Source organism: Streptomyces cadmiisoli (assembly GCF_003261055.1).
Classification (GTDB): Bacteria; Actinomycetota; Actinomycetes; order Streptomycetales; family Streptomycetaceae; genus Streptomyces; species Streptomyces cadmiisoli.
In genome coordinates this window covers 4018984-4035143 of record NZ_CP030073.1, presented here as the reverse complement: position 1 = coordinate 4035143, position 16160 = coordinate 4018984, and the positions used below count along the sequence as shown (strand labels likewise).

At 72.3% G+C, this 16160-nt stretch carries 15 protein-coding genes; 7 read left to right on the top strand and 8 right to left on the bottom strand.

Annotated features, from left to right (window positions below):
* Positions 1–53 precede the first annotated feature (53 nt).
* Positions 54–1379, top strand: coding sequence for a tetratricopeptide repeat protein (locus tag DN051_RS17220; RefSeq protein WP_112439024.1), 1326 nt, complete (start codon positions 54–56; stop codon positions 1377–1379).
* A gap of 96 nt (positions 1380–1475) precedes the next feature.
* Here the strand turns inward: DN051_RS17220 and DN051_RS17215 are convergent, their stop codons facing one another.
* The gene (locus tag DN051_RS17215; protein WP_112439023.1) at positions 1476–1949 is read right to left on the bottom strand and encodes a VOC family protein; all 474 of its coding nucleotides are present in this window, start codon (positions 1947–1949) and stop codon (positions 1476–1478) included.
* Positions 1950–1970: 21 nt separating this feature from the next.
* Here DN051_RS17215 and DN051_RS17210 point away from each other — a divergent pair, with 21 nt between their 5' ends.
* A complete protein-coding gene (locus tag DN051_RS17210) occupies positions 1971–2633 on the top strand; it encodes a CGNR zinc finger domain-containing protein (RefSeq protein WP_053756344.1) in 663 nt (220 codons plus the stop codon).
* Between the two features lie 52 nt (positions 2634–2685).
* Here DN051_RS17210 and rarD read toward each other — a convergent pair whose 3' ends face one another.
* A complete protein-coding gene (gene rarD / locus DN051_RS17205; RefSeq protein WP_246041053.1) occupies positions 2686–3699 on the bottom strand; it encodes an EamA family transporter RarD in 1014 nt (337 codons plus the stop codon).
* A 173-nt stretch (positions 3700–3872) separates the two neighbouring features.
* Positions 3873–4727 (bottom strand): SDR family oxidoreductase, encoded by an 855-nt coding sequence (locus DN051_RS17200; RefSeq protein WP_112439021.1) that lies wholly within the window; start codon positions 4725–4727, stop codon positions 3873–3875.
* Between the two features lie 93 nt (positions 4728–4820).
* On the opposite strand from DN051_RS17200, the gene DN051_RS17195 reads away from it, so the two are divergent.
* Positions 4821–5222, top strand: a complete 402-nt coding sequence (locus DN051_RS17195; RefSeq protein WP_053756347.1) for a winged helix-turn-helix transcriptional regulator — start codon at positions 4821–4823, stop codon at positions 5220–5222.
* Between the two features lie 19 nt (positions 5223–5241).
* On the opposite strand, the gene DN051_RS17190 is transcribed toward DN051_RS17195, so the two are convergent.
* The 5 genes from DN051_RS17190 to DN051_RS17170 all read right to left on the bottom strand — a co-directional run bounded on the left by DN051_RS17190 (position 5242) and on the right by DN051_RS17170 (position 12049).
* Positions 5242–6321, bottom strand: a complete 1080-nt coding sequence (locus tag DN051_RS17190) for a 2-oxoacid:ferredoxin oxidoreductase subunit beta (protein ID WP_053756348.1) — start codon at positions 6319–6321, stop codon at positions 5242–5244.
* Positions 6314–8242, bottom strand: a complete 1929-nt coding sequence (locus DN051_RS17185) for a 2-oxoacid:acceptor oxidoreductase subunit alpha (protein WP_112439020.1) — start codon at positions 8240–8242, stop codon at positions 6314–6316. Before DN051_RS17185 ends, DN051_RS17190 begins: the two co-directional genes overlap by 8 nt.
* Before the next feature lie 165 nt (positions 8243–8407).
* Positions 8408–9067, bottom strand: coding sequence for a response regulator transcription factor (locus DN051_RS17180; RefSeq protein ID WP_053756350.1), 660 nt, complete (start codon positions 9065–9067; stop codon positions 8408–8410).
* Positions 9068–9315: 248 nt separating this feature from the next.
* Positions 9316–10704, bottom strand: coding sequence for a sensor histidine kinase (locus DN051_RS17175; RefSeq protein ID WP_112439019.1), 1389 nt, complete (start codon positions 10702–10704; stop codon positions 9316–9318).
* Positions 10705–10855: 151 nt separating this feature from the next.
* Entirely contained in the window at positions 10856–12049 is a 1194-nt protein-coding gene (locus DN051_RS17170; protein WP_199314946.1) for a sensor histidine kinase, read from the bottom strand.
* Positions 12050–12368: 319 nt separating this feature from the next.
* Between DN051_RS17170 and DN051_RS17165 the strand changes: the two genes are divergently transcribed.
* Genes DN051_RS17165 through DN051_RS17150 form a run of 4 tightly spaced genes read left to right on the top strand, consistent with a single transcriptional unit; the run spans position 12369 to position 16160 of the window.
* Positions 12369–12776 carry an NADH-quinone oxidoreductase subunit A gene (locus DN051_RS17165; protein ID WP_112439017.1) on the top strand — a complete coding sequence of 136 codons (408 nt, stop codon included), beginning with the start codon at positions 12369–12371 and terminating at the stop codon, positions 12774–12776.
* Positions 12767–13393, top strand: coding sequence for an NADH-quinone oxidoreductase subunit B (locus tag DN051_RS17160; protein ID WP_053762872.1), 627 nt, complete (start codon positions 12767–12769; stop codon positions 13391–13393). Before DN051_RS17165 ends, DN051_RS17160 begins: the two co-directional genes overlap by 10 nt.
* Positions 13390–15195: an NADH-quinone oxidoreductase subunit C gene (locus DN051_RS17155; RefSeq protein ID WP_112439016.1), complete on the top strand. Its 1806-nt coding sequence runs from the start codon at positions 13390–13392 to the stop codon at positions 15193–15195. Before DN051_RS17160 ends, DN051_RS17155 begins: the two co-directional genes overlap by 4 nt.
* Positions 15192–16160 (top strand): complex I subunit 1/NuoH family protein, encoded by a 969-nt coding sequence (locus tag DN051_RS17150; protein WP_053762870.1) that lies wholly within the window; start codon positions 15192–15194, stop codon positions 16158–16160. The genes DN051_RS17155 and DN051_RS17150 overlap by 4 nt, the downstream gene beginning before the upstream one ends.

Genomic DNA, 16160 nt, shown 5'->3' with positions numbered 1-16160 from the left:
GACTCGGACGAACGGGTTCGCCGAGACGCGAACGCCAGCGAGTGAGGGAACGGATGTCTCGACTCAGCCGCGAGAAGAAGCGGGAACAGGAACACCAGGCCGCCCCCGCGGCACCGGCGGTCGACGTCCACGTCCCGTGGGCCGAGGCGGGCGCGTGCCGCGCCACGGTCGGCGGGGTCCCGGTCGTCGCGGCACCCGGTGAGGAACTCCACCACGCCGTGCTGAGGCAGCTCCACCGCATCGCCCTCGCCGCCGGCCGCCCCGTCCTCGCCACGGTCCACGACGAACGCATCGGCTACGTCGTCCCCCTCCAGGTCCACCCGGACGGCTCCAGCCGGTACACCGGTGAGCCGGTGCGGACCGGGCCGGCACCGGCGGAGCGGACCGGGGATGCCGGACCCGCAGCCTCCGGTCGGCCGCGGGCGCCGCACCCGTCCGGGCCGGCGGCGCCGCACCCCGCGCACGAGTCCGGAGCCGACCGGGACACGCATGTGTTCCGCACGCCGGCACAGCGGACCGAGTCGACACCGACGTTCCGGATGGGGGCGGCGGGCCGGTCGCAGCCGCCCGGCGAGGGGCCGCGGGCCGTTCCGCCGCGGCCGGCGCCGGAAACTCAGCCTGCGGGGGACGCCGTCCCCACCTTCCCGCTCCGCGCGGTGCCCGAGCCGCAACCCCTGGGGGAAGCGGTCCCCACCTTCCCGCTGCGGGCGGTGCCCGGGACCGCCGTCCCGGGTTCGGCGGTCACCGCGCCGACGGGTGCGTTCGGCCCGCCGCCGGTCATGGGCGCCAAGCCGCACCCGGAAACCCCGGCGCCGCCGCGGTCGGACACCGATCCCAGGCCCACGCCGCCCCGGGGCTTCGACGCCGTCGCCGAGGCCATCCTGGGTGACGCGCCCGCCGACGAGGAGCCCAGTGGCCCCGCCCTCCTCGCCGAGCCGATCGCCCGGATCGGCGAGGCCGTGCGGGCGGGCCGGATCGACGCGGCGGCGGCCCTCGCGGAGCAGACCGCCGGGGAGGCGTCGGCGACCCTGCCGCCCGACCATCCCGAGCTGCTCGGCCTGCTCGAACTCACCGCCTACATCGCGTACTTGGCGGCCGACCCGGTCCGGTCCTTCCGGCTCTCCCTCGACGTGGTCCGCGTCCACCGCCGTCTGGGGGACGCGGAGGCCGCGTACGGCAACGTGCAGAGCGCGGCCACGTCGTGGCGGGCCGTGCGCGAGCCGTCGCTCGGCCTGGAGATGGGGCGCGAACTGATCGGCCTGTGGACCGAACTGGTCGGTGAGGGCGGCCCGGCCGCCGAGGACATGGAGGAACTGGAGTCCGCCCGCGCCCGTATGGGCCGGCTCACCGACCGCGCGAAGCGGACGGCGGGGAACTGACCGCGGCCGAAGCGGGGTGACTCGGGCGCGCGCCGACCGGCGCGGAGGCGGGGTGGCTTCCGCGCGGGCCGAGCGGAGCCGGGCCGACCGCAGTCCCTAGTGCACGCAGAACTCGTTCCCCTCCGGGTCCGCCATCACGACCCACTCGCCGCCCTGCTCCTTCACCTCCCTCAGCACGCTCGCCCCGAGCCCGCGCAGCCGCTCCACCTCCTCGGCCCGGCTGCCGGCGGCTGGGTGCAGGTCCAGGTGGAGCCGGTTCTTGCCCGACTTGGACTCGGCGACGCGCTGGAACAGCAGCCGCCGCCCCAGTCCGGTGCCGCTGCGCGCCTCGACCGGGTCCTCCGGGTGCCGTACGGCGATCAGGTCCCGGAAGGCGGGGCGGCCGTGGAAGTCGGTGGTGGCGGCCTCGGGGAGGGCGCCGGTGTTCAGCAGATGCTCGATCAGCGCGCTGTTGTCCTCGACGTCGTAGCCGATCGCGGCGGCCCAGAAGTCGGCCTGCGCGTGCGGGTCCTGGCAGTCGATGACCAGCTTCCAGTGCACGGGTACCGGTGCGGATGCCTTCTCGCTCATGTAACCAGTTATATTGGTTACATGAGCCGGAGTCCATCGGAAGTGCCGGACCCGTCGCCCGGGTTGACCCTTTTCTCGCACGAGGGGAAGCCCTACCGCTTCGACCCCGGAGCGCTCTGTCTGGAACTGCTGCCCACCGGCGGCCCGGGGGAACTGGCGCGCTTCGAGGTGCTGCACCGCCCGGCCGACCTGGTGACCTGGGCCGGTCGCGGCCGGCTGGCGGCCGGACTCGACCTCACCGTGACCGAGGACGAGCTGGTCGCGGCCCGCACCCTGCGCGACGCCCTCTTCCCGCTCGCCGCCGACCGCGCGCACGGCCGTCCGCTCCGGGCGCGTGACGTGGACATCGTCAACACGGCCGCCGTCCCGCCGCCGCTGGTCACCCGACTCGCCCCGGACGGGAGCCGCGGCTGGGCGCCGGGTGCCACCGGCACCGGGCTGCTGTCGACCGTCGCCCGGGACGCGATCGACCTGTTCTCGGGTCCGTACGCGGATCGTGTCCGCGAGTGCGGCGCCCACGACTGCCGGCTGCTGTTCGTCGACACCTCGCGCCCCGGCCGCCGCCGCTGGTGCGCGATGGAGCACTGCGGCAACCGGGAGAAGGTGCGGGCACACCGGGCCAGGAAGGCGACCCAGGACGTGCCGGGTCCGCCCCGCTCGGCGGGCGGGCCGCCGACGTGCTGACCACCGCCACCCGGTTCGGCTCCGCGGTCGGCATCTCCGCGGTGACCGCGGTCTACGGCTTGGCGTCCAGCGGTTCCGGCCCGGAGGCGACGCTCTCCGCGTTCCGTACGGCGCCGGCGGTGCCGGTCGCGATGGTGGTCCTGGGCACCGCCGTCTCGGCCCTGAGCGTGCGGGCGGCCCGGCGCGCGGTGCGCAGCGCGTCCCAGGTGAGCAGCGTGAGCGCCACCCAGACCAGCGCGAACCCGGCCCAGCGCTCGGCGGGCATGGCCTCGCGGAAGTAGAGGACGCCGAGCAGGAACTGGAACACCGGGGCCAGATACTGGAGCAGACCCAGCGTGGACAGGGGCACGCGGATCGCGGCCGCGCCGAAGCAGACCAGCGGCAGCGCGGTGACGACACCGGTCGCGGCGAGCAGGGCCGCGTGCCCCGGCCCCTCGGCGGCGAAGGTGGACCCGCCGTGGGACGTCAGCCACAGCAGATAGGCGAGTGCCGGCAGGAACTGGATCGCGGTCTCGGCGGCCAGCGATTCCAGACCGCTGAGGTTGACCTTCTTCTTCACCAGTCCGTAGGTGGCGAAGGAGAAGGCGAGGACGAGGGAGATCCACGGCGGGCGGCCGTAGCCGGCGGTCAGGACGACGACCGCGGTGAAGCCGACACCGACCGCCGCCCACTGCACGGGCCGCAGCCGCTCCTTCAGGAGCAGGACGCCCATCGCGATGGTGACCAGCGGATTGATGAAGTACCCGAGCGAGGCCTCCACCACCTGACCGTTGTTCACGGACCAGATGTAGACGCCCCAGTTGACGGTGATCACGGCCGCGGCGACCGTGACGAGCGCCAGGCGCCGCGGCTGCCGCAGCAGCTCGCCGATCCAGCTCCAGCGGCGTACGACGAGCAGTACGGCGCCGACGACGACGAGGGACCACACCATCCGGTGAGCGAGGATCTCGACCGCGCCGGCCGGCTTCAGCAGCGGCCAGAACAGCGGGACGATGCCCCACATCCCGTAGGCGGCGAAGCCGTTCAGCAGACCTATGTGCCGTTCGCCCCTGGACTTCCCGGCCACCGGCTCCTCCTTCACGCGTCGGCCTCGCTCGCACGAAGGTAGCGCCGAGCCCGCCCGCCTGTCATACCCGTATCGCCATACGGTCATGACAGGCGGGAAGCCGGCGGGTCCCGGGGGATTCCGGGAAGCGGCGAGAGCGCGTCGCGGCGGGGAGTTCCGGAGGGCTTTCCGGGTCAGTCCTTGAGCGCGGCGGTGACGGCCTCGGACAGCGGGGTCGTCGGACGCCCCGCCAGCCGGGACAGGTCGCCGGTCGTGACGACCAGCTCGCCCTTGCCGATGGAGACATCGGTGCCGGCGATGATCGCGGCCATCGGTCCGGGCAGCCCGGCGCCGGAGAGGATGTCCGTGAGCACCTCGGGCGTGACCGTGTTGTAGGCGATCTCCCGCCCGGTCTGCCGGCTCAGCTCGGCCGCGTACTCGGCGAAGCTCCACGCCTCGTCGCCGCCCAGCTCGTACGTCTTGTTCTCGTGCCCCTCGCCGGTCAGCACGGCGACGGCCGCGGCGGCGTAGTCGGCGCGGGAGGCCGAGGAGACCCGGCCCTCGCCGGCGGCGGCGACCACCGCGTCGTGCGCCAGCACCGGGGCGAGGTTCTCGGTGTAGTTCTCGTGGTACCAGCCGTTGCGCAGCAGCACGTACGGCAGGCCGGACGCCAGGAGGACCCGCTCGGTGCCCCGGTGGTCGTCGGCGAGGGCGGCGGTCAGGCTGCCGGGGGCGCTGGTGTAGGCGAGGAGGGCGACACCGGCCGCCTTCGCCGCGTCGATGACGACCCGGTGCTGCGCGACCCGGCCGCGGTCGAACTCGGTGCCGGAGATCAGCAGCACCTTGTCGCCCGGGGAGAACAGGCCGTCGAACGTCTCGGGGGCGTTGTAGTCCGCGATCGCGATCCGCACGCCGCGGTCCGCGAGGTCGGCGGCCTTCGACGCGTCGCGGACGACGGCGGTGATCCGGTCCGCCGGGACCCGCTCCAGCAGCTGGGTGACGACGTGACGGCCGAGGTGCCCGGTGGCTCCTGTGACGACGATGCTCATGAGGCGCGTTCTCCTTGTGGGGGTCGTGACGTCTTCGACCCTAGAAGGAGCGCTAACTCTTGGAAAGTACCCACTCTCAAGTAAGGTACTGACATGACAGTTAGTGACCCCAAGGGCGGCGCCGAGGCGATGTGCCCGTACCGGCTGGTCCTGGAACACGTCACGAGCCGCTGGGGCGTCCTCGTCCTGATCCGGCTCCTCCAGGGATCGCACCGCTTCAGCGAACTGCGCCGGGCGATCGGCGAGCTCGCCCCGCGGATCAGCGAGAAGATGCTCACCCAGACCCTCCAGACCCTGGAGCGGGACGGCCTGGTGCACCGGGACGCCAAGCCCGTCATCCCGCCCCGCGTGGACTACTCCCTCACCGACCTCGGCCGCGAGGCCGCCGAACAGGTGCACGCGCTGGCGCTGTGGACGGAGCGGCGGATGGACGACGTGGAGCGGGCCCGCGAGACATACGACGAGGCCCGGGCACTGGCTGCCCGGGCCTCGTGACGCGTCGACCGCCCGCGGGTCAGCCGACCACCGTCCAGGTGTCGCCGCCGGCCAGCAGCGCGGCCAGATCGCCCTTGCCGTTCTGCTCGACGGCCGTGTCGAGCTGATCGGCCATCTGGGTGTCGTAGACCGGCCGGTGCACCGCGCGGAAGACACCGATCGGGGTGTTGTGCAGGGTGTCCGGGTCGGCGAGCCGGCTCAGCGCGAACGCCGTCGTCGGGGAGTCGGCGGTGGCGTCGTGCACCAGCACCTGGTCCTCGTTCTCCGGGGTCACCGTGACCACCTTGAGGTCGCCGGTCCGCTGGTCCCGCACCACCCCGCGGGTGTTGTCCGCCCCGAAGCGGATCGGCTGCCCGTGCTCCAGCCGGATCACCGCCTCCTCGGCCTGCTGCCGGTCCTTCAGGGCGTCGAAGGCCCCGTCGTTGAAGATGTTGCAGTTCTGATAGATCTCGATCAGCGCCGTGCCCGGGTGGGCGGCGGCCTGACGCAGCACCTCGGTGAGGTGCTTGCGGTCGGAGTCGACGGTCCGGGCGACGAACGACGCCTCCGCGCCGAGGGCCAGCGACACCGGGTTGAAGGGCGCGTCCAGCGAGCCCATCGGCGTCGACTTGGTGATCTTGCCGACCTCGGACGTCGGGGAGTACTGGCCCTTCGTCAGGCCGTAGATCCGGTTGTTGAACAGCAGGATCTTGAGGTTGACGTTGCGGCGCAGGGCGTGGATCAGGTGGTTGCCGCCGATGGACAGCGCGTCGCCGTCACCGGTGACCACCCAGACGCTCAGATCGCGCCGCGAGGCGGCGAGACCGGTGGCGATGGCGGGGGCACGGCCGTGGATCGAGTGCATCCCGTAGGTGTTCATGTAGTACGGGAAGCGGGAGGAGCAGCCGATGCCCGAGACGAAGACGATGTTCTCCTTGGCGAGGCCCAGCTCGGGCATGAAGCCCTGCACGGCCGCCAGGATCGCGTAGTCACCGCAGCCGGGGCACCAGCGCACTTCCTGATCGGTCTTGAAGTCCTTCATGGACTGCTTGCCCTCGGCCCTGGGGACCAGGTTGAGCGCTTCGATCGTGCCGGTGCCTTCCGTGGACGTCTCAGCCATCGATGGCCTCCTTGAGCGCCGTGGCGAGCTGCTCCGCCTTGAACGGCATGCCGTTGACCTGGTTGTACGAATGGGCGTCGACCAGGTACTTCGCCCGGATCAGGGTGGCGAGCTGCCCGAGGTTCATCTCGGGGATCATCACCTTCTCGTACCGCGCGAGCACCGCGCCGAGATTCCGCGGGAACGGGTTGAGGTGGCGCAGATGCGCCTGGGCGACGGGCCGGCCGGCCGCGCGCAGCCGCCGCACCGCCGCGGTGATCGGCCCGTACGTCGACCCCCAGCCCAGCACCAGGATCTTCGCCTCGCCCGGGTCGTCGACCTCGACGTCCGGGACGTCGATGCCGTCGATCTTCGCCTGGCGGGTGCGGACCATCAGGTCGTGGTTGGCCGGGTCGTAGGAGATGTTGCCCGAGCCGTCCTGCTTCTCGATGCCGCCGATGCGGTGCTCCAGGCCCGGCGTGCCCGGCACCGCCCAGGGCCGGGCCAGGGTCTGCGGGTCGCGCTTGTACGGCCAGAAGACCTCGCTGCCGTCCTCCAGGGTGTGGTTCGGGCCCTGGGCGAACTGCACCGTGAGATCCGGCAGCTGGTCCAGGTCCGGGATGCGCCAGGGCTCCGAGCCGTTGGCGAGGTAGCCGTCGGACAGCAGGAAGACCGGGGTGCGGTACGTCAGGGCGATCCGGGCCGCCTCCAGGGCGGCGTCGAAGCAGTCGGCCGGGGTGCGCGGAGCGACGACCGGCACCGGCGCCTCACCGTTGCGCCCGTACATCGCCTGCAGCAGGTCGGCCTGCTCGGTCTTCGTCGGCAGTCCCGTCGAGGGCCCGCCGCGCTGGATGTCGACGACCAGCAGCGGCAGCTCCAGCGAGACCGCGAGCCCGATCGTCTCGCTCTTGAGCGCGACACCCGGTCCCGAGGTCGTGGTCACCGCGAGCGAACCGCCGAACGCAGCGCCGAGGGCCGCGCCGATGCCCGCGATCTCGTCCTCGGCCTGGAACGTCCGCACACCGAAGTTCTTGTGCTTGCTCAGCTCGTGCAGGATGTCCGAGGCGGGCGTGATCGGGTACGAGCCGAGGAACAGCGGCAGATCCGCCTGTCTGCCCGCGGCGATCAGGCCGTACGCCAGGGCCAGGTTCCCCGAGATGTTGCGGTACGTGCCGACCGGGAAGGCCTTCGCCGCCGGCGCCACCTCGTAGGAGACCGCGAAGTCCTCGGTGGTCTCGCCGAAGTTCCAGCCCGCGCGGAACGCGGCGATGTTGGCCGCCGCGATGTCGGGCTTCTTCGCGAACTTGGACCGCAGGAACTTCTCGGTCCCCTCCGTCGGCCGGTGGTACATCCACGAAAGGAGGCCGAGCGCGAACATGTTCTTGCTGCGCTCGGCCTCCTTTCGGGTGAGGTCGAATTCCTTCAGTGCTTCCACCGTCAGAGTGGTCAGCGGCACCGGATGGAGGTGGTACCCGTCGAGCGAGCCGTCCTCCAGCGGATTGGTCTCGTACCCGACCTTCTGCATCGCGCGTTTGGTGAACTCGTCGGTGTTGACGATGATCTCCGCGCCGCGCGGCAGGTCCCCGACGTTGGCCTTCAGCGCCGCCGGGTTCATCGCCACCAGCACGTTCGGCGCGTCGCCCGGCGTCAGGATGTCGTGGTCGGCGAAGTGGAGCTGGAAGGACGACACCCCCGGCAGTGTCCCTGCGGGGGCCCGGATCTCGGCGGGGAAGTTCGGCAACGTCGACAGGTCGTTGCCGAAGGATGCCGTCTCCGAGGTGAACCGGTCACCGGTGAGCTGCATACCGTCACCCGAGTCCCCCGCGAACCTGATGATCACCCGGTCGATGCGGCGGACGTCCTTGACCCCCACCGCCTTGCGCTGCTCCCCGACGACGGCTCCGTCGGCCTGCTCCGCTTGGCTACTGACCTGGCTCGTCACTGAACTGGACCTCCTTCGAGGCGGCTGTCTGGGAGGCGGCCTTCCCGCAGGCCCTCCCAGGACCAACCCTACGTCCGCGAGGTTCGCTGTCCCTCGGACATTCGCATGAAGAACACCGCTGAAGACGCCGTCCGTGCCCGCTTGGATGCGTCGCCCGGCGGACGGTCAGGAATTCAAGTACGTCAGGACGGCCAGCACCCGCCGGTGATCCCCCTCGCTCGGGGACAGACCCAGTTTCAGGAAGATGTTGCTGACGTGCTTCTCGACGGCGCCGTCGCTGACGACCAGCTGCTTGGCGATGGCCGAGTTGGTCCGCCCCTCCGCCATCAGCCCCAGCACCTCGCGCTCCCTCGGCGTGAGCCCCGCGAGCACGTCCTGCTTCCGGCTGCGTCCGAGCAGCTGCGCCACGACCTCCGGGTCGAGCGCGGTGCCCCCGCGGGCCACCCGCACCACCGCGTCCACGAACTCGCGCACCTCGGCCACCCGGTCCTTCAGCAGGTAGCCGACGCCCCGGCTGGAACCGGCCAGCAGTTCGGTGGCGTAGCGCTCCTCCACGTACTGCGACAGCACGAGCACACCGAGCCGGGGATACGCCTTCCGCAGCTGCACCGCGGCCCGCACCCCCTCGTCGGTGTGGGTCGGCGGCATGCGCACGTCGGCGACCACCACGTCGGGCAGGAGCCCTTCGGCGTCCAGCTCCGTGATGGTCTTGATCAACGCCTCCGCGTCCCCGACCCCGGCGACGACCTCGTGCCCGCGGTCGGTCAGCAACCGGGTCAGGCCCTCCCTGAGCAGCACCGAGTCCTCGGCGATGACCACCCGCACCCTGTCCTCCACGATCCTCGGCCCCCCATTGCCCGAATCCGCCCGTACGAACCAGTCAAGCATTCCAGCTTTCGGGGGAAGGGGAAGGCGGACCGGAGCGGGACGGCTCGCACGGGGGTGAGCGGGGGGAGCGGGCATGGGGTGGGGTGGGGGTCAGGGGTGGGAGTGGGTGGGGGTGGGGCGTGGGGCGTGGGGGCGAGTGGGCGGGAGTGGCGGGTGAGGCGCGGGTGCCGCGCCGGGTGGTTGGTTCACCCTCGCCAGGGAAGTTCCGCGGTGATCCTGGTGGGGCCGCCCGCCGGTGAGTCGACCACCAGGATCCCGTCCACCGCGTCCAGCCGCTCCGCCAGTCCGGCCAGCCCGGAGCCGCCGCCCGCACCGGCGTCCGCGCCGCCCACGCCGTCGTCCGTGACCTGGAGCATCAGCCGGTCCTCGGAGCGCCACACGTCCACCGTCGCCGAGCCGGCCCGCGCGTGCTTGCTGATGTTCTGCAGCAGCTCCGACACCGTGAAGTAGGCGATCCCCTCGATCGCCGGCGCCGGCCGGGCCGCCAGGTCCACCTCCACGTGCACCGGCACCGTGCAGCGTGAGGCGACCGCGGAGAGGGCGGCGTCCAGGCCGCGGTCGGTGAGGACCGCCGGGTGGATGCCGCGTGCCAGGTCGCGCAGCTCCTGGAGCGCCGTCTTCACCTCGCCGTGCGCCTCGTCCACCATCCGTGCCGCCGCCCGCGGATCCTCGGCGAGCTTCTCCCGGGCCATGCCCAGATCCATCGCCAGCGCCACCAGCCGGGCCTGCGCCCCGTCGTGCAGGTCGCGCTCGATGCGCCGCAGGTCGGCCGCGGCGGTGTCGACGACGACCCCCCGGTCCGACTCCAGCTCCACCACCCGGGTCGCCAGCCGGGACGGCCCTAGCAGCCCGTGCACCAGCAGCCGGTCCACCAGGGTCAGCGCCCGCACGATCCACGGCGTGGCCAGCGTGAACAGCAGGCCGACCAACGCCGTGACCGTGATCTCGAACGGGTTGTCGAGGGAGATGCGGTGCGTCTCGTCGCCGTACAGCTGGAGCCCGTCCTGCCCGCCGTACACCGGGAACAGCCAGAACCACAGGGGGTACGTCAGCAGCGCCCATCCGTACGCCCAGAAGTTCACCGCGACGACGAAGGAGAACACCGCCCACGGGAAGTGCAGCACCGCGTAGAGCAGATGGCGCCACGAGGTACCGCTTTTCAGCACGGCGCCCACCCACGCCATCAGGCCGCTGCCGCGCACCCGCAGCGGCTCCGGCTCGGCCACCTCGAGCCTGAGCAGTCCGCGCGCCCGCGCCCGCTCCAGCGCGCCGAGCCCCCGGCACCCCGCCAGCCCCGCCGCCAGCACCGGAATGCCGAGAAACGTCACCAGCAGCCCCGCACCGAGCGCGAGCATCGTCACGGCGTACGTGAACATCAGCACGCCGATCGGCAGGCTCAGCAGCACGTACGCGAACTCGCGCCAGCTGCGTGCCTCGAACGGCGCCCGCAGCCCGGCCGGCAGCCGGTGGCGCCGCTCGACGCCGGCCCCCGTGCCCGGGCCGGACCGCCCGTCGCGCGGGCCGTACCCGTACCCGTACCCGTACTCGTGCCCGCGTCCGTACTCCGTGGCCATCGGCCCACTCACTCCCCGTCGTCTCGTGCCGGTCGTCCCGTGCCGGTTCCACAGTGCTGTGCCGGAGGCGCCGGAACCATGGAGGCAATCGGCGTCTCGTACGGGGGGTTTTCCCTACCTCGCCGACCGGCCGTCCGACCCCCGGCGACGGCTACGCGCGCCGCGCCTGCCGGTCCCGCCAGGGCAGCTCGGCCGTGACGAGCGTCGGCCCGCCCACCGGCGACTCGATGACGAACAGACCGTCGACGGCGTCCAGCCGCTCGGCGAGCCCCCGCATCCCCGTACCGCCGTCGAGGCCGGCGCCGCCGCGGCCGTTGTCCCCCACCTGTATGAGCAGCCGCTGCTCCGTCCGCCAGACCTCGACGGAGGCGGACGTCGCCCCGCTGTGCTTGCTGACGTTCTGGAGCAGCTCGGAGACGGTGAAGTAGGCGATGCCCTCGATGGCCTCGGCCGGTCTGCGCTCCAGGTCGACGGTCACCTTCACCGGCACCGTGCAGCGTGAGGCGACCGCGGAGAGGGCGGCGTCCAGGCCGCGGTCGGTGAGAACCGCCGGGTGGATGCCGCGTGCCAGGTCGCGCAGCTCCTGGAGCGCCAGCTTCACCTCGCCGTGCGCCTCCTCGACCATGGCCGCCGCGTAGTCCGGGTCCTCCAACAGCTTCTCCCTGGCCAGCCCGAGGCCCATGGCCAGGTGCACGAGCCGGGCCTGCGCCCCGTCGTGCAGGTCGCGCTCGATACGCCGCAGATCGGCCGCGGCCGTGTCGACGACGACCCCCCGGTCCGACTCCAGCTCGGCGATCCGCCGCTCCAGCTCGTCCGACGGCGACAGCAGCCCGCGCACCATCGCCCGGTCCGCGTTGGCCAGCCCCCGGGCGATGAACGGCAGCACCGGCCACAGCACGAACAGCGACGTCAGCGTGACGGCGAAGGTGAGCACGCCCCAGGGCAGCCGGATGAAGTCGTACAGGATGGTCCGCCAGCCCACCGGGTCCTTCAGCATCATCCACAGCTGCGGGAAGAACCCCCCGGGGCCGCGCAGCGGCAGCGGACTCGGCTCGTCCACCCGCACCGCGAGCAGCTTCCTGGCCCGCGCCCGCTCCAGCTTGCCCAGCTGCCGCGACCCCATCAGGCCCGCGGCGAGCAGCGGGAAACCGATCACCGTGACGGTCAGGAAAGCGCTGGTGAACAGCACCGTCACCACATAGACGAAGCCCAGCAGCGCCATCGGCAGGTTCGCCAGGAGATGCGCGATCTCCTTCCACGTGCGCCCGTCATAGGCGAAGCGGGGCGGCGGCAGGCGGTGGTCGTCGCGGTCGGGGAGCTCCGGGCCCGGGATTTTGTCGGTCACATGGGCTAGCGTGCCCGGCGGCGTACGGCCACGCCATGAGGTGGACCGCCCGCTTCTGCTGAGGAAAACCCCACCCCGGCCCGCCAAGGCGTGATGGGCTGCTTACCGGCGCTTTAACAGGCCCTAGACTCACGTTGCGTACAGATCGTCGAACACCGGCGTTCACGAACGTCACAGGATCACGGTCTCGCGGGCCGCGGGATCACGGTCCCGTGGGTCCGTTGCAGAACGGTCTCGTGGGCCGCGGGGGTCTCGTGGGGTCGCGAGGTCGCGGGGTCACCAGGTCATCGGGTCGAGGTCAGGGGAGCGAGGGACGGACGTGCGGGAACCGACCGTCGAACCGACCGCAATCGTCGCGGCGGACTACTTCGAGGCTTATTCGGTCGTCGGACTCCTCGCCGTCATCGGCGTGCTGTTCGTCGCCGTCGCGTTCGGCGCGGGCCGACTGCTGCGCCCCGTCGTGCCCACCCCCGAGAAGCTCCTGACGTACGAGTGCGGCGTCGACCCCGTCGGCGAGGGCTGGGCCCACACCCAGGTCCGCTACTACGTGTACGCCTTCCTCTACGTCATCTTCGCCGTCGACTCGATCTTCCTCTTCCCGTGGGCCACGGTCTTCGCCGCCCCCGGCTACGGCGCCGCGACCCTCGTCGAGATGTTCATCTTCCTCGGCTTCCTGGCCGTGGGACTGCTGTACGCATACAAGAAGGGTGTCCTGGCATGGACGTGACGCCAGAAGTGACTCCCTCGGAGCCCGCACCTGTCCTGCTGCCGGAGCCGAAGCGGCTCGGCGCCCTCGCACGCCTGGCCCCCGAGCCCATGAAGGTCGTCCTGAACTGGGGCCGCCGTTATTCGCTCTGGGTCTTCAACTTCGGGCTCGCGTGCTGCGCGATCGAGTTCATCGCCGCGTCGATGGCCCGCCACGACTTCATCCGCCTCGGCGTCATCCCGTTCGCGCCCGGTCCGCGCCAGGCCGACCTGATGGTCGTGTCCGGCACCGTCACCGACAAGATGGCGCCCGCCGTCAAACGCCTGTACGAGCAGATGCCCGAGCCGAAGTACGTCATCTCCTTCGGCGCCTGCTCCAACTGCGGCGGCCCCTACTGGGACTCCTACTCCGTCACCAAGGGCGTCGACCAGATCATCCCCGTCGACGTCTATGTCCCCGGCTGCCCGCCCCGGCCCGAGGCGCTTCTCCAGGGGATCCTCAAGCTCCAGGAGAAGATCGCCCGCGAGTCGCTCGGCGAGCGCTACGGCACCACGCGGCCGTCCGCGGCCGCGCTCCAGAGCGGCCTGGTGCAGCCGCCGGCCGCCGGTTCGGGGGAGAGTTCGGGGGAGACGCGATGAGCGGCACGACCGGCTGGCTCCCGGCTCCCGCCGAGGACCTCTTCGGCGCCGGAGCCACGGCCGAGGAGTCGTACGCGGTCCTCACCGTCGACGTGCCCCCGGCGTCCTGGACCGCGGCACTGCGCACCGCCCGCGACGACCTGGGCTGCACCTACTTCGACTGGCTGAGCGCGGTCGACGAACCGGGCACGGGGTTCCGGGTCTCGGCACACGTCGTCGCGCTCGCCCCGGTACGCCGTCTGATGGTGCGCACCACGGTGCCGCACGACACCCCCGTCCTCGACTCCGCCGTCGACGTCTACGCCGGCGCGGCCTGGCACGAGCGCGAGACGCACGAGATGTTCGGTGTCCGCTTCGAGGGCCACCCGGCCCTGGACCACCTCCTCCTGCCGGAGACCTTCGAAGGGCACCCCCTGCGCAAGGACTTCGTGCTCGCCGCCCGCGTCGCCAAGGCGTGGCCGGGCGCGAAGGAACCGGGCGAGTCCGAACACGGCGGCCCCAAGCGCCGCCAGATGCTTCCCCCGGGTGTCCCCGACCCGAACGAATGGGGCCCCCTCAAGGGCACCCTCCCCGCCGCCCCCGCCCGTCCGGCCCGCGGCGCGGCCCGCCCGGCGGGCGAACGCCCGGCACGGCGCACCCGCACGGCCGCGGAGGGCTCCGCCGGTCAGACCGCCGCACCCACACCGGCACCGGCGGACACCGCGCCCCCGACCACCCCTCGCCGCGCACGCACCGCGAGCGGGGGGTCGGCCTCGCAGCGGGCGGAGAGCGCGGAGAGCGCGGCGGGTACGGAGAGCGCTGCGGGGTCGGCTGAGGGCCAAGGTCAGGGCCAGGGGCCGGAGACGGCTTCGGTTCCGGGTTCTTCGGCGGGTGCGGGTCCGGCTTCGGTTCCGGGTTCTGCGGCGGCTTCGGCTCCGGCTGCGGGTTCTTCGGCGGGTGCGGCTCCGGCTTCGGCTGCGGGTTCTGCGGCGGCTTCGGCTTCGGCTGCGGGTTCTTCGGCGGGTGCGGCTGCCCCTCGCCGGTCCCGGAGCGCGAGCGGGGGGTCGGCTTCGCAGCGGGCGGAGGGGACGGGCGCCGAGCGGACGCGACCGGACACCGCGCCTCGCAGCGCCGACGCGCCCTGGCACCACGCCCGCCCTGCGTTCGACGACGACCAGAAAACCAAGGACGCGGCGCAGCCCGAGGAACCCGAGAAGAAGGACGCCGGGCGGTCCGAGGACAGCGACGCCGGCGCCACCGCGGAGAAAAACGCCGGGCGGTCTGACGACGCGGATGCGACGCCGGCCGAGCCGATCGCACCGGAGTCTGAGGGCGCCCGCCCGGCGGCGGGGGAGCCGGAGGCTGAGGCCAACGGTGCGGCGGCGGGGGAGCCGGAGTCCGGGGCCAACCGTGCGGCGGCGGGGGAGCCGGAGGCTGAGGCCAACCGTGCCCCGGCGGGGCAGCCGGAGTCCGAGGCGGCTCGCCCGGACTCAGGTGAGCCGGAAGCCGGGAAGGAACGCACGGAATCCGGTGAGCCCGAGACCGGGGAGGGGCGCGGCGCGGAGCCGGCGACGGGCGCGGAGCCGACCACGGGCGCGGAGCCGACCACCCGCGCGGAGCCGACCACCGGCGCCGAGCCCGAAGCCGATGACACGGCGGACGGCGAGACACAGACCCCCAGCGCGCCCAGCAGCCCGAACACCCCCAAGAGCCCCGGCGACTCCAACAGCTCCAACAGCCCCGGCGACTCCAACAGCCCCAGCGGCCCCAGTGACCCCAGCGGCCCCACCACCCCCGAAGACCCCGCAGGAGGCCGGACGTGAACGACGTGCTCGACGTCGCCCTGCGACTCCTCATCGTCTTCGGCGTCTTCCTCACCTTCCCCTTGATCGTCGGCCAGACCGAGCACAAGGTGATGGCGCACATGCAGGGCCGCCTCGGTCCCATGTACGCCGGTGGCTTCCACGGGTGGGCCCAGCTCGTCGCCGACGGCGTGAAGTTCGCGCAGAAGGAGGACGTGGTTCCGGCGGGCGCGGACCGGCGCATCTTCCAGCTCGCTCCCGCCGTGGCCCTCCTGCCGTACCTGCTGGTGCTGGTCGCCATCCCGATCGGCCCCGGCGAGGGCGCGGTCGGTCAGGTCGTCGACGCGGGTGTCTTCTTCGTCCTGGCCGTGATGGGCGTCGGAGTCCTCGGCTCGCTCATGGCCGGCTGGGCCAGCGCGAACAAGTTCTCCCTGCTGGGTGGCCTGCGTACCGCCGCCCAACTCCTGTCCTACGAGTTGCCGATGCTCCTCACCGCGGCCTCGGTCGCCATGGCGGCCGGAACGGTCTCCCTCCCGGGGATCCTGGACGCCTTCGAGTGGTGGTGGCTGCCCTGGCAGATCGTCGGCGCGATCGTGTTCTTCGTGGCGGGGCTGGCCGAACTCCAGCGCCCGCCGTTCGACATGCCCGTCGCCGACTCGGAGATCATCTTCGGCGCCTACACCGAGTACACCGGGCTGCGTTTCGCTCTCTTCCTCCTCGCCGAGTACGCCGGAATCGTCGTCCTGTGCGGCCTGACCACCGTGCTGTTCCTGGGCGGCTGGCACGGCCCGTGGGGCGCCGACGGCCTCGGCTGGGTCTGGACGCTGCTGAAGACGGCCGTGCTCGCGTTCATCGTGATCTGGCTGCGCGTCACCTACCCCCGGCTGCGTGAGGACCAGCTCCAGAAGTTCTCCTGGACCCTCCTCGTTCCCCTGTCCCTCGCCCAGATCGCCCTCACCGGCATCGTCAAGGTGGTGATCTCCTAA